Origin of the sequence: Lutibacter oceani, assembly GCF_003384935.1 — a bacterium.
GTDB lineage: Bacteria > Bacteroidota > Bacteroidia > Flavobacteriales > Flavobacteriaceae > Lutibacter > Lutibacter oceani.
Map to the genome: position 1 here is coordinate 32466 of NZ_QTTQ01000009.1, position 19058 is coordinate 51523.

Sequence of the window (19058 nt, forward strand, 5' to 3'; positions counted from 1 at the left end):
TTATGTCATTAGTAAAATTTAGAAAAAGTCCTTGGGAAAATCTTCTATCAACAGATTTGTTGGATTTTAACCCGAATAGTTTATTTAATGAACGCATGTGGTTAAGAAGATTGGAAGAACCTGCATTAAACATTAAAGAAAAAAAAGATCTTTTTGAAATTGAATTAGCAGCTCCTGGATATTCAAAAAAAGATTTTAATGTTACAATTGATGATGGTTGTTTAAACATTTCAGCAAAAAGAAGTGAAACCAAGAAAGAAAAAGATGAAAACTATACTCGCAAAGAATTTAGCTATGAATCTTTTGAAAGATCTTTAGAATTACCTGAAAGTGTTGAAGACGAAAAAGTAAAAGCTGTTTATGAAAATGGTATTTTAAAATTTAGCCTTGCTAAAAAAGAAGCAGCAAAAAAACACAAACCAAAAGTAATTGAAATTATTTAAAAAATTTGTTATTTAAAAGTTCTACGTTAGCTTTTGAAAAAGATTAATTTAAAATTATACGTTATTCTAAATATTTTAATTTGAATGTTCAGTATTTAGAATAACGTGTTTTTTAATTATAAAAGGACTATATTAAATGTGCTAGTTAGTGTATTATAATTTAACTAATCAACGACTTCTAATTGATTTTCTACATCATAAACTCCAGGAGCATAATAAGCTGTTTTTCTGGCTTCTTCTTTTTCTGCATACGAATGTACTTTGCCTCTTAATTTCACTTTGTGCCCATCAACTTCTACCTTAATGCTATTTGCATCTAAATCTGCTAATCTTTCAAAAGCTTTGGTAATTTTCTTTTTAATTTCAGAAGGTTCAATAGCTTGTTTTAAGGTAATATTATTAACTACTTTTTTTACACCAAGTAAATTTTCTACTGCTTTTCTTGCTGCTTCTTTTTGATAAAACCATTGAAGTTCTCCAGAAAGATATACCCAACCATCACGTACTTCAATTTCAACTTTCTCTTGTGGTACTGATGCATTCCATTCTAAGGCATTTACAACAGCTTTTGCAATTTCTTTATCAGTTTTTTTATAAGCAGCTCCGTATTTTACTTCTACATCATCTGCAACTGCCTTAACTCCAATTACACTTTTTACAGCTTTTTCAGCGGCTACTTTTTTAGCATAACTGTCCACAACACCCGTAAGTGTTACTACCCCTTTGTCTACAATAATACCAATTTGTGTTTCATCAATATTTGGTTGCCACATTAATTCATCAAGAACGTCCTCTTTTATTTCGCTATCTGTTTTCATAATAAAATAGATTTTAATTAAACAATAATTTATTTTATGTAAAACTAATTACTTATTAAAGCAGTTGAAATGATTTATCTCAATTCAAAAAATTAACATCTAAAATTCTTTATGCTTATTTAGATTTATTGGAAAAACTTGAAATTTATTGGTGTTAAAAACTCATTTGAAATGATATTCATCAAATTATAAAAAAGGTTTAGTAGTTTTCTTGTTTTAAAAATTGAACACCTTTTTTACTTTCCAAAATTTCTATAGCTTCTTTATATCCCAATTGAAATATTTCATCTATATTTTTTAAATAAAAAATACTGTAGTTACTCAAATTTTTAGGTGAAATAATTAAATCACAAGCTTCAAACTTTGAGGAAAATTCATTTGCATTTTTTATTTTTAAAGCTCTTTCCAAAATGTTGTACGAGTGTTTTAATATTAAATTTTCAACAACATCATCAAATGGGTTTACATTTACTCCAATTATCTTATCACAAAGTGTTTTAATAATATCTACGGGAAAATTATTTAAGGTTCCCCCATCTATATAATAATCCTGATCAATTTTTACAGGAGTAAATAAACCTGGAAATGCTGCAGAAGCCAAAATTGGTTTTATAAGTTCTCCTTCACTAAAAACTTTTAATTCTCCATTTAATAAATTTGTTGCAGTTATAAATAGATTTTTCTTTAAGTTTTTAAAGTTATCTATTGGTAAATATCTTAAAAAGATTTCATAAAATTTTTCAGTATCAATAAATCCAGGTTTATTAACCGCATATTTATCAAAACTAAATATTTGTATACTATTAAAAAAATCTAGCATTTCGCTCCAGCTACACCCATTCGCATATAAAGCACCAACTATTGCTCCTGAACTTGTACCGGCTATATGAGACGCAGATATCTTATACTCCTCCAATGCTTTTATTACTCCTATATGAGCAATACCTCTAGCGCCTCCTCCGGAAAGTACCAATCCTATATTCATTTTATACATTATTAATTACTAATTTAATGAATAACATTCAGAATTTAAATGATGCTTATTACAAGTAATTAATAAAAAAAATGTTTAAACATAAAAATAATGATTATGGTCATTTTTAAGCATTTCAACTTATATTTTTAGATATAAAAACACTAGTTTTTTGTGGTTGATTTTGCAGGCTCAAGTAAATTAAAAAATTGATCTAATTTTGGTAATATAATTATTTCAGTTCTTCTATTTTTAGCACGTCCTTCTTTAGTTTCATTAGTATCTTTAGGAATATATTCTGAGCGTCCTCCAGCAGTCATTCTTTCTGGTTTTACACTAAATTCAGTTTGCATTAACCTTACAATTGAAGTGGCTCTTTTTACGCTTAAATCCCAATTATCCAACAAACACTCTGTATAAATTGGAACATTGTCTGTATGTCCTTCAACCAAAATATCTAATTCTTTATGGTCATTAACAATTTTTGCTATTTTTCCAATTACCTCTTTAGCTCTTGCGCTTAATTTATAGCTTCCAGATTTAAATAGCATTTTATCTGAAACAGATACATATACTACACCTTTTTTTACTTCAATATAAATGTCTTCATCATCAAAATTATCTAAGGATCTTTTTAAATTCATTACCAGTACTAAGTTTAATGAATCTTTTCTTTGCATTGAAGTTGTTAGGTTTATAATATATTTATTTTGTTCATTTAAAGCTTCTAAAGATTTTTTAATGCTTTCTGCACCTGATTTACTAACTATTGATAAATCAGAAAGGCGGTCTAACAAATTAGTATTGGTACTTTTAAAATAATCTAATTGGTTTTCTAATTTTGATAACTTATTTTTTTCATTTGATAAATTAGTCTCTAAAATTAGCTGTTCACTTTTACACGAGCTCAATTCATTTTCAAATTGATCTTTTTGATTTTCTAATTCGGTATATTTTTTTTGACTTACACAAGATGTTAGTACTATCAAAAAAAATAACATTATACGTTTTAAAGTTTTCATTTTATATTTTTTATAAATTCAACAGTTTATTATACAAAGTGAAAACTATTTTTAGTGTTTTAAAATGACTGCAGTCATTTAATAAACTGATTATTATTACTTTATTAAAAAAATGCAAGGTTTAGTTTAAAATTATAAAACCTACAATTCCTGCAATAAGAATAAAACTATAGCCTATAATTACATATTTTTTTAAATCTTTACTGCCTATCCAAATTGCAATTCCAATTTTCATAATTGTATTTGAAAGTGTTGCTAATAAGATAGCATTTTGAGCAGTTAAAAAATTAATAGTTGAGCCACCTAATTTAGAAACTGAAATTGCAATAGCATCAATATCTGTTAAAGCACTTAAAGTACTTGAAATATAAATCCCTTTAGCCCCATAAGTAGCACTTGCATAACTTATAAGCATTAATATTCCTATATAAAAAATTCCAAAAAAAACTGCATTTTTAATATTTAAAGGATCTTCTAATAATTTCATTTTTTCATTAAAATTTGGTTTTGAAACTTGCTTTTTATAAAAGAAAAATGTGGTTCCTAAAGCAGTTAAAAACACTATTAATAAAGGAAGTAGTAGCCCATTTAACATTTTTGAATTAAAAATATATACCCATAAAAACATTCTGATAACCATAATGGTTGCAGCAGCAAAAATACCAACAGCGTAATTTTGTGAAAGCGATGGGTTTTCTTTACTTTTTTTTGAAAATGTTAAGGTTATAACCGTACTAGATACAAAGCCTCCAAATAAACTAGTTAATAATATGCCTTTATTGGCTCCTAAAAACTTCATTAAAACATATCCTACAAAACCAATACCTGATGTTAACACAATTATCCAACCTATTTCTCTTGGGTTAATAATATTGTAAGGACCAAAATAATTGTTTGGTAAAAAAGGTAAAATTAAAAGTGCAATTACTACAAAACGAACAAAAGCATATAATTCCTTTTGTGTTAGTTGCCCAATAATTGTTCTTAATTTAACTTTAAGAGACAATAAAACTACTGTAATAACAGTAAGAGCCAAACTTGCATTAATATTACCTACTAATATTAATGCACCTAATAAAAAAGTTAAAATTGTGGCAAATTCGGTAGTACCTCCAATACTTCCTTTTTGTGATGTTACCCAATAGGAGACTGCTACAATGAATACAACACTAAAAAAACCTGCAATAAAAATCCAATATGTAAAAATAATACCCATTAATGCCGTTAAAAACCCTAATAAGGCAACTAATGTAAAAGTGCGAACACCCGCAAATATTTCTATCTTTTCAGAAAATTGTGAGAATTCACGTTCTAAACCTAAAACAAGACCAACACCAATAGTTACTAACATTCTTATTAGAAAATCAAGCTGAGTAAGTTCAAAATTTTCAAGTTGTAAAATAAAATTATCATCCACTGAAGTAGCTTTAGGTTACACAAACTTTAAAATTTAACTATTTAAAAGTGTTAAAAAAAATTACATATACTTTGAAAGAAAACGATAAAATTCTTTTTTTAGATCGGTATATATTCGTCTTTGAGTATCCATATGATTTCTAAATTCAATATGTTTTTTAACTAAAGGCTGATCGAGCACATCCTCTCCTTTTTTAAAATGTGCAGCAATGTTGGTTTCGTGTGCAATAATATCTTCCTGAAACTTATCAATAATGCTTTCCTGAATAAAAAACTGATTTTGATAATGTTCTAATTGCGCCAACACCTTTTTATCAGTCCACCTGTTTACAAGTTCACTTAATCTATTTTTAAAAGATTTTATTTCATCCTCCCAAAAAAAGAGTTCTCGTCTCCATTGTTTGTGCTCAAAATACAAATCTGAATTATAAATAATTGCTGTTTCCATAATATTGATTTTTTATGTTAATCTTTTATATTTAGTGGTAATTCCTTGGTTCGTTTTCCTAATATTTTTTCGAGATCTTCCAAATAAACAACTTCTTTTTTTAATAATAATTTTGCCAAAAGGAGTAACTCATTTTTATGTTCTTCTAATACATTTTTTGCTCTTTTATAAGATTTGGTAATTAAATCCTGCACTTCCTTATCTATTAATTTTGCCATATTTTCACTGTAAGGTTTTCCTAAAAAGCGTTCATTTTCACCTGTAGAATCGTAAAAACTTAAAGGACCAAGCTCTTCATCTAACCCATAAAAAGCAACCATATTATATGCCTGTTTGGTCACTTTTTCCAAATCATCTAAAGCACCAGAAGAAACTTCATTAAAAACAATTTCTTCTGCTGCCCTGCCACCAAGTAATGCACAAATTTGATCTAAAAATTGCGGTTTAGTTATAATTTGATGTTCTTCAGGAAGATACCAAGCTGAACCCAGTGATTTTCCTCTTGGAATTATTGAAACTTTTACTAATGAATCTACATTTTCCAAATACCAACTAACTACTGCATGACCTGCTTCATGATTTGCTATAATTTGTTTTTCTGCAATGGAAATTATTTTGCCTTTACGTTCCAATCCACCAACCACTCTATCTCTTGCTTCCATAAAATCTTCTTGATCAACATGTTCCTTTTTTTTACGGGCAGCAATTAAAGCAGCTTCATTACATATATTAGCAATATCTGCTCCTGAAAAACCTGGACTTAACGAGGCTAATAAATCTACATCAACATTTTTGGATTTTTTTATAGGTTTTAAATGCACTTCAAAAATCTCAATGCGCTCTTGTTTATTAGGTAATTCTAAATAAATATGACGGTCAAATCTTCCTGGACGCAACAAGGCTTTATCTAAAATATCTGCCCTGTTGGTGGCTGCCAATACAATAACACCTGTATTAGTTCCAAAACCATCTAATTCTGTTAATAACTGATTTAAAGTATTCTCTCTTTCATCATTTGCATGAAAAGCATTTGCCTTGCTACGTGTACGCCCAACAGCATCTATTTCATCAATAAAAATAATACTTGGTGCTTTCTCTTTGGCTTGTTTAAATAAATCTCTTACACGAGAGGCTCCAACACCAACAAACATTTCTACAAATTCTGAACCTGATAATGAAAAAAAAGGAACTTTAGCTTCACCTGCAACTGCTTTTGCCATTAAAGTTTTACCTGTGCCCGTAGGGCCAACAAGCATTACTCCTTTTGGTATTTTTGCACCTAATTTAGTATACGTTTCTGGGTTTTTAAGAAAATCTACAATTTCTTCAACTTCTTTTTTAGCTTCTCTCAAACCAGCTACATCTTTAAAAGTTACTTTACTTTTAATGTCTTTGTCAATTAATTTTGCAGTAGTTTTTCCAAAATTAAATACAGAACTTCCAATGGTGCTTTTTCCCATTCCTTTAAACATAAATATCCAAAATAAAATTAGAATTCCAAATGGTAATAACCATGTTAAAACACTTGTCCAATCAGCTCTATTCTGATATATTACTTCAACCTTTTCATCTTGTAAAAAATTTTGTTGTGCTTGTTGTAACTTATCTTCAAAGCTATCAACAGAACCTATTTGAAGAGTATAATGTGGTCCTACTTTTGAAGCTAAAGCATTTTTTGAAATTTCAATATATTTCGGATCGTTAAGCTTTTCCGATTTAATGTAGATTTCTGCTATTTCTTTATTTACAACTATAATTTGCGCAACATCATGCGTACTTAACATTGTTTTTTCAAATTTTAACCAACTAATTTCTTTAGTTTTAACAAGTGGATTTATAACTATTAACAGCAGCATTAATAGTATAAATAAAATATACATCCAATTAGGATTAAAACCAATTGAAGGCTTTTTCGGGTTTTTATTTTCCGATATTTTATTGTTTTCGCTATTTTTTAAATTTTCAATCATTTTTCAATAACAGTGTATTGATTTAATGCTTCTAATGCTTGGCAACCATAAACCATGGACTGTTCTCCTCCCATAAATATTGCTACCTCTATAGTTTCCATAATTTCTGAACTAGTAGCTCCAGCTTTTAATGCATCATTTACATGAAAGGCAATACAACCATTACATTTCACAGAAATTGCTATACCCAAAGCAATTAATTCTTTTGTTTTTTCAGTTAACACTCCATCTTTTATAATTTTCATATGAAGCTTATTAAAACTACTCATTGTTGAAGGCATATATTGTTCTAATTCTTCCTTCAACTTTTCCAAATCGTTATAATATTTACAATAATCCTTAGTCATGACTTAAACTTTTAGGTGGTTAAATTTTAATTATATCTGAAGGAGTTTCAACTAAAATGATTTTATCACCTCTTAATGCAATAGGTTGCTTCATTATTTCAGGGTTCTTTTTAATCATTTTTATCCAATCTTCTGAAGAAAATTTATGATATTCAAATTTTGATTTATATGATGGATGTTCTTGGTTTACTAAATCTTTAATTTCAATTTTTAATTTTGCAGCCAGTTCAGCTATTTGAGTTCCTGTTAATGGGGTTTTTAAAATATCTATTTCTTGTATTGGTAAACCTTCTGCCTTCGCATAGGCTAAAGCTTGTTTTGCTCTTGAAGAATTTGAGCTATAAAACAAGGTTATTTGTCTTTCTGATGTTGCTATTTCTCCCATAATTATAAATTTAAGTCACTCTTTAAATTATTTATTTTTTGAATGTGTTTCTAAATGATGTTTTAATAATTGCTTTAAACTTTCCAAATAATCCTGCATTAATTTTTTATTAATATTAGGTTGATTCTTAGAAGGAATTGTGATAGGATTCTCATCTAAAAACCGGTATAATTCTGGATATTCTGTTTCAATTTTATAAGTTAATGCTGTTATTTCATTTTCTATTTCCTGTATACTTTTCATTAGAATTAATTTAATTTAAACACTTCTTTATTCATATCTTAGAGCATCTATTGGATTTAATTTTGCAGCTTTACGTGCTGGAAAATACCCAAAAGCAATACCCACCAATGCTGAAAATCCAAAACCAATAAGTATGGAATACATGGCTGTTGGAATATAGAAGTCTGTTATTTTATAAATAATTTGATTTCCAACAACACCCAATAAAACACCAAATAAACCTCCCACTAAACTCAATGTAATTGCTTCAATTAAAAACTGAATTAAAATATCACTTTCTCTAGCTCCAATAGCCAGTCGGGTACCTATTTCTCTGGTACGCTCAGTTACCGAAACCAGCATAATATTCATAATTCCAATACCTCCAACAAGCAAGGATATACTTGCTATTGCTCCTAAAAGTATTGTAAGTATACCTGTAATATTTCCCGTTATTTCCTGAAGTTCAACCTGAGTAGTAATTTCAAAATCATTTTCTTCTCCTTCTAAAATTCTGTGAGATTCTCTTAGTAATTCGGCAGCCTCAATCTTAGCTTCTGAAATACAATTTTCATTTAATGCGCTTGCCATAATCATATCATAACCTCTGCGTCTACCATGCAAGCGATTTTGAACTGTAGTATAAGGAGCTATAATTAAATCATCTTGATCTTGTCCCATAGCACCTTGCCCTTCCTCTTTTAACAAGCCAACAACAGTAAACGGAATTTTATCAATTCTAATTTTTCGCCCAATTGGATCCAGATTTACAAATAACTCTTCCCTATTGGTTTCTCCAATTACACAAACCTTACTTGCATTTTTTACATCTTCTTCTTTAAAAAAATCTCCAGAATACAATTCTCTGCTCAATACATCAAAATATTCATTAGACACTCCATAAATTGCAGTAGATTTATATCCATTTGGCCCAATAGCTTGTGCTCCAACAACAATAATAGGTGACAATTTTGAAATAAAAACAGCATTTTTTTGTAAAATATCAAAATCTCTTTTATCTATTGGTTTTCCCATTCTAACATTTGAACCTCCTCTGTGCTCCATTTTAGTATAAATCATTAATAAATTTGACCCTAAACCTGAAATTTGATCTTGTACTTGTTTTGTAGCTCCTTCACCTGCAGAAATAGTCATAATTACTGCTCCAACACCTATTATAATTCCAAGTATTGTTAGTAAACTTCTAGATCGGTTTTTATTAATGGCTTTTAATGCCACTTTAAAAGTTTTTAATAACTGATGCATAATTTTATGCTTAACTAGTTAATTCTAAATCTAATAATGCCTGCTCTTTAGTACTCCTGTTTTTTATAAATTCGTCAGTTAAAACCTTGCCATCACGCAAATAAATCATTCGTTTTGCAAACTGTGCAATTTCAGGTTCATGAGTAATCATTACAATGGTTTTTCCTTTATTATTAAGTTTTACAAAAAGATCAGCAACATCTATACTTGCCTTACTATCTAAATTTCCAGTTGCTTCATCAGAAAGAATAAGTGCCGGATCATTTACTAAAGCTCTTGCAATTGCAACTCTTTGTTGTTCTCCTCCCGAAAGCTGGTTAGTTCTATGGTAAATTCTATCAGCCAATCCTACCAATTCCAAAGCTTGCCGCGCTATTTCTTTTGAATTAGAAAACCTCCCAGTTCTATCATAAACCAATGGCAACTCTACATTTTCCAAAGCAGTTGTTCTAGACAATAAATTGTAACTTTGAAATATAAATCCTATTTTTTGATTTCTTATATCAGCTAATTGATTCTTATTCAGCATATTTACATGAACATTATCTAAATAGTAATCTCCTGAAGTAGGTTTATCTAAACATCCTAAAATATTTAAAAGCGTAGATTTACCAGATCCTGAAGCTCCCATAATAGCTACAAATTCCCCCTCTACAATAATTAAATCTATATCTGTAAGTGCATGTACTTCTATTTCACCATTTTTAAATACACGACTTACTTTTTTTGTTTCTATGACTTTTTTTGCAGTCATATTTTTTACTTTTTAGATTTAATTCCATTTATAACATTAAAATCTTCTTTTATTTCTGAACCATTCAAAACACTTTTAATTTCAGATTTTAAACCCGTTTTAATACCTGTTTCAATAAATTTAAAATCAAGTTTACCATTTGAATTTTTAAAGAATAAGATATTTACATTTGGCGGCAACATTTTTTTAAAATTAGCTGGAGTGTACAATTCATCATTATCTATTGATAAATTAAATTTTTGGTAAACACTATCTTTAAGTAATGTTTTAGATTTTTCCTTTAACAAAGTTTTTAGTTGTTTCAACATAACTTCATTAGGTCTAAACCGTAATGCTGAGTTATTAACTAACAATACATTTTTAGCAGAATTTATAATAAACTCCAAATTAGCTGTCATACCAGGTAATAATAAGCCTTTTTCATTATCAACATCTACAACCACCTGATAATTAACAACATTACTTATTTCAATTGGTTGAAGCCTTATCTGACTAACAATACCGTAAAATTCCTTTTCGGAATATGTTTGTACAGAAAATCGAACTTTCATACTATCACTTATAAAACCAATATCGCTTTCATCAACATCAGCCAAAATTTGCATTTTAGAGAGATCCTCAGCTATAATAAACATTTTTGGGGTAGAAAATGATGCTGCTACTGTTTGTCCTTCCTCAACACTTCGTTCAGTAATTGTACCATTTATGGGTGATGTTATATGAGCATAACCAATATTTACTTTTATACTATTAACAGCTGCTTCTGCAGCCTTTTTTGCTCCAATTGCCTGATTGTAAACATATTCAGAGTTAGCAAACTCTTTTTCAGAAATTACTCCTTTTTCAAATAACCCTTTATTACGATTATATTCCGTTTTTAAGTGATTTAATTGTGTTTCACTTACAGCTAAATTTGCTTGTGCACTAATTAAGCTGGTGTTTAGCAATTTTAAATCCATTTCAGCTAACAACTGCCCTGCTTTTACTTTATCATTATAATCAACATAGATTTTTTTAATGGTTCCTGATATTTGCGTACCAACTTCAACGGTATTTATGGCTTCTAAAGTTCCAGTGCTGGAAACAATAGCCTCAATAGAGCCTCTTTCCAATTTTGTAAATACAAAGTCAATATTTTTAGCATCTAATTTTGGTTTAGAAATAAAATAGATAACTACTGCAATACATAAAATGCCTAAAAAAATCCATTTATTTTTTTTCATTAAAACACAATTAATCAACTATTTAACTGACGTACCATTTCTTCACTTTCAATTACATGTTCAGTTATAGTAAAAATATTTTTTCTGTTTTTTCTAAAATCTTTAATAAATTTTGAAATATCATCTTCCAAGGTTTGATGCTCTGTTCTAAATTGATGTGAATCATATTTAAAAGGATCATCAATTAAACCTGCTAAATGTGATAGATGTTTATTCACTTTTTCAAGTAAATTAGAACATTGCTTTGTTATTTTAACCAAACTCAATTCAATTTCCCTCACTTTAACAATATTTTCTTCTTTTGAAAGCCAAATGAAGTATTTATCTATTAGATGATCTAAAAATTTTAAGTCATCCTGATAAAATAAAAGATCTGATTTCCAATGTTCTGTTAGGACATACAAATCTTGCCAGTCGGCATCAAAAATATATGTTCCATTAGGTCGGTTTCTTAAATCACTCATTTTGCTTTAATTTAATTGTTGATAAACTTTAATACGGTTATTTATACGTTTTTTTCAGTTGCAGTTGCAATTACCTGACCTCCTTTAGCAGTTTCACCTCGTTTTACTTTAACTTCATAAAGTACTCCAGAAAAAGGTGCTGGTACTTCATAAGCAACTTTATCCGTTTGCACTTCAAGTAATAATTCATCTTTCTCAAAAGTATCACCTGAATCTTTATTCCAAAAAACAATTAAACTTTCTACAGTTTCTCCCAATTCTTTTGGAAGTACTATTTCTCTTAAATCACCCACTTTATTTTAATTTAAACACTAACTAATTTTTCCACTGCATTTACTATTTTTTCTGAGTTTGGAATTACATTTTTTTCAAGTACTCGGCTATAAGGTATTGGCACGTCTGGAATTGCTAAACGACCAATAGGAGCATTTAAATAATTAAATCCTTCAGAAGCTACAATGGCACTAATTTCTGCTGTGATTCCATAGGATAAGTAATCTTCATCAACCACTAATAAATGATGTGTTTTTGCAACCGAATTTAAAATAGTTTCTTTATCAATTGGTTTTATAGATCTTAAATCTACAACCTCTGCATTTATTCCTTTTTTAGCCAAAATATCTGCAGCTTTCAATGCTTCAACTGTCATCATTTGAACACCAACAATGGTAACATCTTCACCACTTTTTACAATTTTAGATTTATTTAAAGGCACTTCGTAAGCTTGTTCTGGCACTTCTCCAAATGAAGCGTCTAACTGATCCATCCAACCAAGTCCTTGAAGCGTTTTATGAAACATAAACACTACAGGATTATTATCTCTAATTGCAGCAATTAGCATCCCTTTTATGTCGTACGGAAATGTAGGAGCTACAACTTTTAAACCTGGTAAATGACCAAAACTTGCATATAATGTTTGAGAATGTTGAGCGGCATCACTATAACCTCCACCAACAGCTGTAAGCAACACTATTGGCAGTTTTACATTACCTCCACTCATATAATGAATTTTTGCCATATGATTGTAAATTTGATCCATAGCAACACCATGAAAATCTACAAACATTAATTCCACTACTGGTCTTAACCCTTCTGCTGCAGCACCAATTGCTGCTCCAATAAAGCCTGTCTCTGAAATTGGAGTGTCCATCACTCTTTCTTTTCCAAATAGGTCGTATAAACCAGATGTAGAACCAAATATTCCTCCATACTTTCCAATATCTTCCCCCATTATAAATATGCTGTCATCAATATCCATTTCTTGCTTTAAAGCCTGAGCCATAGCCTTGCTTCCAGTAAGTTTTTTTATTTTTTCTAGTGTTTTTTCCATTTTCATATTGTTTTAACTTATGCTGTAAATAATAAAATTTAACAGAACACATCTTCCAGTGCTTCTGCTGGTTCAGGATATTTGCTATGTTTAGCAAATTCATAAGCAGTATTAACTTCTTTAATAATTAAACTATCAACAGTATCTAACTCTTCAATTGTTACATAGTTTGCTTTTATTAACCTTTTTCTCAGTTTACTAATTGGATCTTTCTTTATTAAACTAGGTACTTCTTTTTTGTTTCTATACAACTCTGGATCACCTTGAAAATGCCCCAAATAACGATCTGTTTTAATTTCAATAATAGAAGGTCCTTCATCATTTCTGGCTCTTTCAACAGCTTCTTTACTTACTTTGTACATTTCAACGGGATCATTATTTTTAACATAATATCCATTAATATCATAAGCCTTTGCTCTTGTACAGTTAAACGGTACACTTGTAGAATTTTCTTTGGCTACAGAAATTGCCCAGGAATTATCTTCTACAACAACAATAAAGGGTAATTTCCAAAGTGCAGCTAAATTTAACGATTCGTGAAAAGCTCCAGTATTTGCAGCCCCTTCTCCAATAAAAGCAACTGCAACCCAATTAGTATTTCTTTTTTTATTTGCTAAAGCAGCACCAACCGCATGTGGTATTCCAGCACCAACAATTCCACCACAAGAGAACTTAACTTTTGGATCAAATAAATGCATATGGCCGCCTTTACCTTTGCTAAGCCCCGTTTTTTTTCCATAAATTTCTGCAGTCATTTTATTTAAATCTACCCCTTTTGCAATAGCTTCATGATGAGGCCTATGTGTTGCTGTAACTGTATCATTTTTAGTTAAATGGACAATCATTCCTGCTGCAGCAGGTTCTTGCCCGTTTGAAAGGTGCATTTCACCTGGAACTGGTCCAGATCCAATATTAAAAATAGGTTGCTTTCCTTCTAAATATTCTTTTTCCATTCGCTCTTCAAAACAACGTGATGTCTTCATTACACGATACATCCAAAGCAAATCTTTTTTTCTAATGTTATCCATGATACTTTATTTTAATATTTAAAATTAGTACTGCTTTCAACGCTATAAAATGACCACAGTCAATTATAAACATTCACTAAATGAGAGATATCATTTAAAAAACAGTATAAGAATTCTAATTTTATTACCTCTAATTAATTAAAGCCATCATGGAAACAATTATACATGCAACAGATTTCTCAAAAAATGCTTCAATAGCATTAAAATATGCACATGCTTTATATAAAAAACTAAATGCAAGTTTATGGGTAATTCATATTTATGATGCAACATCAATGAGTTCTGATTTATCTGAAACCTATTTTTTACCAAAAAAAGAGCTTAGAAAAAAAAAGAATGATACTATTAAAGAACATTGTATCAATATTTTAGGTGACGACTTTGAAAAAGATAATATTAAAATTGCTTCCATTGAAAATTCGTCCGTTTTAAAAGGAATTATTAAAAAAGCTAAAGATTTAAATGCTTCGCTAATTGTTACCGGAATGCAAGGAAAAAGTGCCTTCAAAGACTTTTTTATGGGTAATACTACAAAGCAACTTATTGAGAAAGCACCTTGTGCAGTTTTGGCAATTCCAGCCAACTCCAGGCTAAGAGAACTTAAAACAATTGTGTATGCATCGGATTTTGAAGAGGAGGATATTAGTGCAATTTCTAATTTAGCTAATATTGCAAAATTTTTTAATGCTAAAATTAAAATAGTTCATATTTCTTCTGAAAAAGAAAAAAATGGTGAAACTGAAATGGAATGGTTTAAAGAGATGGTTTTACAAAATGTAAGCTATAAAAATTTAGAATTTGCCATTTTTACTTCAAATGATATTTTTAATTTTCTGAAAATTTATTTGGAAGAAGTTGAAGCAGATATGGTAGCCATGCTTGAAAGAGAAAAAAAAGGTTTCACTAAAAAACTATTTCATGAAGACTTGGTAAAAAAAATGGAACACCAAAGTACAATTCCTTTATTAAGTTTTAATGAAATAAACTATTAATAAATTTAAACTGTACGTTAGGTAAAATTCAACACAAAAAGAAGCTTCAATTTAATATTTTTTAATCAAATTTTCCATTTCTAGTTGTTCAATAATACTATCAACATAATCTTTTACTGTTGATGTTATTTTTTGCGGATTCACCAAATCCAAAGCTCCTACCCAAACCAACAATTTGTTTTCTGCTCCGTTAAGGTTATATATAGAAGTTTCAACATGGTAAACATTGTAGGTATCATAATAGCGTGGCGTGTAATAAATATCTTGATATCTATAATAGTACCGTCCAAAACGAGACCATCTGTATCCAACTGTATAGTAACCATCATCATAACTTATTTTTTCATCAACACCTTTAACAGCTGTAATAACAACAGCATCAAATCCTTCTTTTGAAATTTCATTTATCATTTCATCAATTTCGGCTTCACTTTTTTTAGAACTGGTAAAAGTATCGTCTAAAACAGTATTGCTTTCTATTGCATTTATGTTTCTTTGAACAAAAGCATTTTTTAAATCTTCTTCAAAAATTTTACGAGCTGTTAAGTTGTCAGTCATTCCAATTATTAAAACTTTTTCAGGTTTAAAAGTGGTTATTTCAGGGTTCCTCCAACTATCAACAAATCTAGTTGTAGAACAAGAAATTAAAACTAGAAATACAATTATTATTATTTTCCTCATGATTCAAAAATTTTAGTGCTTTAAAGTTAAAAAGCATCCATTTTATTTAGTATGATTTGTATCAGCTAAAAAGAATGATTTACATCAATTTACACAAATAATTTACCTTAAATAATTAAGTTCCGTTTTATAAAAAAACAGCATTGATGTGTGTCATTTTTAATAATTGCTTCTATTATTAAATTCGTTATAAAAATAAAAGTTATGTATATCTCAAACAACCATCCGTTACCAATTAAAACTTTTAAAACTTTAGCAAATAATCATAACCTACATTGTGTATCAATATACCTGCCAATGGATAAAGGAGGTAAGGAACAAAATGAACATTTAGCACAATCCAAATTAAGCCAATGCATAAGAGAAGTACATGATACATTATTACAACATGGAATAAATGATAAAGAGATAACAAGTTATCTTATGCCTATACAAGCATTAATTGCAGATTCCGAATTGTGGAGGAATCCATCTGATGGCTTGGCTCTTTTTTTAGATAAAAATGGATTAAAATACTATTCATTACCAATTCCTTTTGAAAATTTCACTTTTGTTGCCGACCATTTTTATTTAAAACCGTTGCTTCCTTTATATCATGATGATGGCATTTTTTATTTGTTAGAATTAAGTGAAGATTACGTAAAATTATTTAAAGGTTCTAGATATAGTTTTAATGATCTTTATTTTGAAGATTATACTCCAAACCAATTAGAAAAAGTAGTTGGTTTTGATTATAAACCAAAAATGTTTCAATTTAGAAGTGGACAAAATGCCTTTAGCTCTGGTTCTTTTCACGGTCATGGTGAAGGTAAAGATGATAAAAAAAAGGAGCTTACATTATTTTTTAAAGCTATAGATATAGGTGTTAATATTGCAATTAAAAATAAAAAAGCACCTTTAATAATTGCTTGTGTAAGTGAATTATTTAATACTTATAAAAAAGCAAATACGTATCCTAACCTTTTTAACAAATATATTCCTGGTGATCCTCAATTTAAAAATAAAAAGAAATTACACGAAGAATCATGGAAAATGTTAGAGGGATATTTTGAGAAAACTAAAAAGGACAAGTTATATCAGTTTTCAGAATTGTATAATACACCTAAAATATCATATCAGGTTAATGAAATTGTACCTGCAGCATTAAATGGAAAAATAGATACTCTTTTTGTACAAAAGGACAAGGATATTTATGGCATTTTTAATAAAGAAAATAATCATTTAACTCTTAATTCTAAAAAGGACCTTTATAATGGATCTTTAACAAATTTAACATCCTTAAAAACTTTTGTTCAGGGAGGAAACGTTTACATTTTAGAACCTGATAAAATGCCTATAAAAGGACATCCTTTAAATGCCATATTCAGGTATTAAAAATAGTGAATTGAGCAATATCATTTCTTACAAGTATTAGAACTTATAAATTCATTAAATATTAATAGTAAAACAAAAAAATTATGTCTGTCTTAAAAGTTATTGAAATCTTAGGAAATTCAACAGTGAGTTTTGAAGATGCTGTACAAAATGTTATTAATGATACAGCAAAATCAGTTAAAAATATAAAATCTGTATATCTTAAAGATATGCAAGTTACTGTGCAAAACAATAAAATAAAAGAATACCGGGTAAACACAAAAGTTACTTTTGGTGTTATAGATGATTAGCACTTTTTAATTAGTAATTAGAGGTTAGTAGTTAGTAGTTAGTTGAATGAGTGAGGTATTTTTCAAAAGGTAAAATAGTTATCTAATAATTATTTGAAAGTACCTCATTTTTCTATTGACTTTTTAATAAATATTATTTTCTGAAATAAATTATCTTAGAAAGTACTTCATCTTGAGAATTATCATTGCATAAAATTTATTTGTAATAAACCTTTGCTATACTTAATAAACATAAAATATCATGATAAAATCTGAAATATTTAACAATCACGTAAAATCGTATGAAGCTTGGTATAAAAAACACAATGAAGTATATCTTTCAGAAGTAAAAGCTATTGAAGAACAACTTTTTAAACTTCCTGAAAACATAAAAGGAATTGAAGTTGGTGTTGGTACTGGTAGGTTTGCAGAAGTATTGGGAATTAAAGAAGGTATTGAACCTTCTCTTGAAATGGCTACAGTTGCAGCAGAACGAGGTATTGAAGCTGTGCAAGGAACTGCTGAAAATATGCCTTATGGAGATTTACAATTTGATTTTGTATTATTTGTAACCATTTGCCATTTAAACAATATTAAAGAAGCATTAAAGGAAACACATAGGGTTTTAAAAAATAAGGGGAGTATTATTATTGGTTTTATTGATAAAGATCAAAAAATTGGTAAAGCATATCAGGAAAAACGTAAAAAAAGTACATTTTTTAAATATGCCAATTTTTATACGGTCAACCAAATTACAAAAGAACTTAAAGATGCTGGATTTAAAAATTTAGAGTTTAACCAAACTTTATTTGGAGCATTAGACGAAATTAAAGAAGTTCAAATTCCTAAAACCGGTTTTGGTGAAGGATCTTTTGTTGTTGTAAAAGCCCTTAAAAAATAATTTTATTATTAATTTTTTATTAATCTTTTTTCCAACCAGACAAACCTGCTGAAACAACAAATTTCATAAGTTCGCTTGAATTTACAGCTAAGGGTTTTACACGCTCTTTTGGCACTATAAAAAGTTCTCCTGAGAAATTATAAGAATGTGGAAAATAAACAACTACCTTCCCTTTTTCTTTTAAAATATCCAAATTTTCTTCGGTAATAAAACCTAATTTTTCCAAATCGGTATTTAAATTTACTTGTACCAAAACTGGCTGATTAAACTTTTTTTCTTTTCCAACAAATGCAGAAAATAAATCGTTAAAAGCTGAATAAACAAAATTTAATAAAGGAATACTTTCAATAATTTTTTTAAAAATCACTTTTAAAGGATCGGCAATAATAGTGCGCCCAATAAAACCAACAATTATTAAAAAAAGTAATAATGTTAACACCCCTAAACCTGGAATTTCAACATTAAAGAATTTAACTAACAGTTTTTGTGAAATACCATCTAAAAAGGTAAAAGCGGCATAAATAATATAACCTGTAATAGTAAGTGGAGCAATATATAATAAACCTTGTAATAGGTAATTGACTAATTTTTTCATAATATTAAATCTTTTAAATACATCTTAAATTTAACTATAAATAGTTTAAAAATTTAAATTAAAACTCCTTAAAATTTTATTAACTAGCTGTTTCAATTATTTTTATTTGATAAAAGATTATTAGTAACTTCGCATTT

General features: G+C 28.6%; 23 protein-coding genes. 5 read left to right on the forward strand and 18 right to left on the reverse strand.

Going from position 1 to position 19058, the window contains the following annotated elements:
- Nucleotides 1-2 precede the first annotated feature (2 nt).
- The gene (locus tag BX611_RS00195; RefSeq protein ID WP_115877485.1) at nt 3-443 is read left to right on the forward strand and encodes an Hsp20/alpha crystallin family protein; all 441 of its coding nucleotides are present in this window, start codon (nt 3-5) and stop codon (nt 441-443) included.
- Nucleotides 444-607: 164 nt separating this feature from the next.
- Here the strand turns inward: BX611_RS00195 and BX611_RS00200 are convergent, their stop codons facing one another.
- From BX611_RS00200 to BX611_RS00275, 16 genes are all read right to left on the reverse strand, one after another.
- A complete protein-coding gene (locus tag BX611_RS00200) occupies nt 608-1261 on the reverse strand; it encodes a BON domain-containing protein (protein WP_115877486.1) in 654 nt (217 codons plus the stop codon).
- 199 nt (nt 1262-1460) lie between these two features.
- The gene (locus tag BX611_RS00205) at nt 1461-2246 is read right to left on the reverse strand and encodes a patatin-like phospholipase family protein (protein WP_115878872.1); all 786 of its coding nucleotides are present in this window, start codon (nt 2244-2246) and stop codon (nt 1461-1463) included.
- Nucleotides 2247-2398: 152 nt separating this feature from the next.
- Nucleotides 2399-3256 (reverse strand): OmpA/MotB family protein, encoded by an 858-nt coding sequence (locus BX611_RS00210; RefSeq protein WP_115877487.1) that lies wholly within the window; start codon nt 3254-3256, stop codon nt 2399-2401.
- Between the two features lie 121 nt (nt 3257-3377).
- Entirely contained in the window at nt 3378-4673 is a 1296-nt protein-coding gene (locus tag BX611_RS00215) for an MgtC/SapB family protein (protein WP_240324959.1), read from the reverse strand.
- 60 nt (nt 4674-4733) lie between these two features.
- Nucleotides 4734-5120, reverse strand: a complete 387-nt coding sequence (locus tag BX611_RS00220) for a hypothetical protein (protein ID WP_115877488.1) — start codon at nt 5118-5120, stop codon at nt 4734-4736.
- Between the two features lie 17 nt (nt 5121-5137).
- On the reverse strand, nt 5138-7090 hold the full coding sequence (gene ftsH, locus BX611_RS00225; protein ID WP_115877489.1) for an ATP-dependent zinc metalloprotease FtsH: 1953 nt from the start codon (nt 7088-7090) through the stop codon (nt 5138-5140).
- A complete protein-coding gene (locus BX611_RS00230) occupies nt 7087-7437 on the reverse strand; it encodes a carboxymuconolactone decarboxylase family protein (protein ID WP_205417115.1) in 351 nt (116 codons plus the stop codon). Before BX611_RS00230 ends, ftsH begins: the two co-directional genes overlap by 4 nt.
- Nucleotides 7438-7456: 19 nt before the next feature.
- A complete protein-coding gene (locus BX611_RS00235; protein WP_115877490.1) occupies nt 7457-7822 on the reverse strand; it encodes an arsenate reductase family protein in 366 nt (121 codons plus the stop codon).
- 27 nt (nt 7823-7849) lie between these two features.
- Nucleotides 7850-8065, reverse strand: a complete 216-nt coding sequence (locus tag BX611_RS00240; protein ID WP_115877491.1) for a hypothetical protein — start codon at nt 8063-8065, stop codon at nt 7850-7852.
- 27 nt (nt 8066-8092) lie between these two features.
- Entirely contained in the window at nt 8093-9310 is a 1218-nt protein-coding gene (locus tag BX611_RS00245; RefSeq protein WP_115877492.1) for an ABC transporter permease, read from the reverse strand.
- A 10-nt stretch (nt 9311-9320) separates the two neighbouring features.
- On the reverse strand, nt 9321-10064 hold the full coding sequence (locus BX611_RS00250) for an ABC transporter ATP-binding protein (RefSeq protein WP_115877493.1): 744 nt from the start codon (nt 10062-10064) through the stop codon (nt 9321-9323).
- Between the two features lie 5 nt (nt 10065-10069).
- The gene (locus tag BX611_RS00255) at nt 10070-11287 is read right to left on the reverse strand and encodes an efflux RND transporter periplasmic adaptor subunit (RefSeq protein ID WP_115877494.1); all 1218 of its coding nucleotides are present in this window, start codon (nt 11285-11287) and stop codon (nt 10070-10072) included.
- A gap of 14 nt (nt 11288-11301) precedes the next feature.
- Entirely contained in the window at nt 11302-11751 is a 450-nt protein-coding gene (locus BX611_RS00260; RefSeq protein WP_115877495.1) for a hypothetical protein, read from the reverse strand.
- Between the two features lie 41 nt (nt 11752-11792).
- The gene (locus BX611_RS00265) at nt 11793-12044 is read right to left on the reverse strand and encodes a biotin/lipoyl-containing protein (protein ID WP_115877496.1); all 252 of its coding nucleotides are present in this window, start codon (nt 12042-12044) and stop codon (nt 11793-11795) included.
- Nucleotides 12045-12055: 11 nt separating this feature from the next.
- Nucleotides 12056-13081 carry an alpha-ketoacid dehydrogenase subunit beta gene (locus BX611_RS00270; RefSeq protein ID WP_115878878.1) on the reverse strand — a complete coding sequence of 342 codons (1026 nt, stop codon included), beginning with the start codon at nt 13079-13081 and terminating at the stop codon, nt 12056-12058.
- A gap of 38 nt (nt 13082-13119) precedes the next feature.
- Nucleotides 13120-14109, reverse strand: a complete 990-nt coding sequence (locus BX611_RS00275; RefSeq protein WP_115877497.1) for a thiamine pyrophosphate-dependent dehydrogenase E1 component subunit alpha — start codon at nt 14107-14109, stop codon at nt 13120-13122.
- A 149-nt stretch (nt 14110-14258) separates the two neighbouring features.
- On the opposite strand from BX611_RS00275, the gene BX611_RS00280 reads away from it, so the two are divergent.
- Nucleotides 14259-15101 carry a universal stress protein gene (locus tag BX611_RS00280; protein WP_115877498.1) on the forward strand — a complete coding sequence of 281 codons (843 nt, stop codon included), beginning with the start codon at nt 14259-14261 and terminating at the stop codon, nt 15099-15101.
- Between the two features lie 51 nt (nt 15102-15152).
- Here the strand turns inward: BX611_RS00280 and BX611_RS00285 are convergent, their stop codons facing one another.
- Entirely contained in the window at nt 15153-15782 is a 630-nt protein-coding gene (locus BX611_RS00285) for a hypothetical protein (protein WP_115877499.1), read from the reverse strand.
- Nucleotides 15783-15986: 204 nt separating this feature from the next.
- Between BX611_RS00285 and BX611_RS00290 the strand changes: the two genes are divergently transcribed.
- The 3 genes from BX611_RS00290 to BX611_RS00300 all read left to right on the forward strand — a co-directional run bounded on the left by BX611_RS00290 (nt 15987) and on the right by BX611_RS00300 (nt 18326).
- Nucleotides 15987-17156, forward strand: coding sequence for a baeRF7 domain-containing protein (locus BX611_RS00290; protein WP_147296384.1), 1170 nt, complete (start codon nt 15987-15989; stop codon nt 17154-17156).
- 83 nt (nt 17157-17239) lie between these two features.
- Complete coding sequence (locus BX611_RS00295) at nt 17240-17446, forward strand: dodecin family protein (protein ID WP_115877501.1); 207 nt, start codon at nt 17240-17242, stop codon at nt 17444-17446.
- A 241-nt stretch (nt 17447-17687) separates the two neighbouring features.
- Nucleotides 17688-18326 carry a class I SAM-dependent methyltransferase gene (locus BX611_RS00300; protein WP_115877502.1) on the forward strand — a complete coding sequence of 213 codons (639 nt, stop codon included), beginning with the start codon at nt 17688-17690 and terminating at the stop codon, nt 18324-18326.
- A gap of 19 nt (nt 18327-18345) precedes the next feature.
- Here the strand turns inward: BX611_RS00300 and BX611_RS00305 are convergent, their stop codons facing one another.
- Nucleotides 18346-18921 (reverse strand): DUF502 domain-containing protein, encoded by a 576-nt coding sequence (locus tag BX611_RS00305; RefSeq protein ID WP_115877503.1) that lies wholly within the window; start codon nt 18919-18921, stop codon nt 18346-18348.
- Nucleotides 18922-19058: the final 137 nt, after the last annotated feature.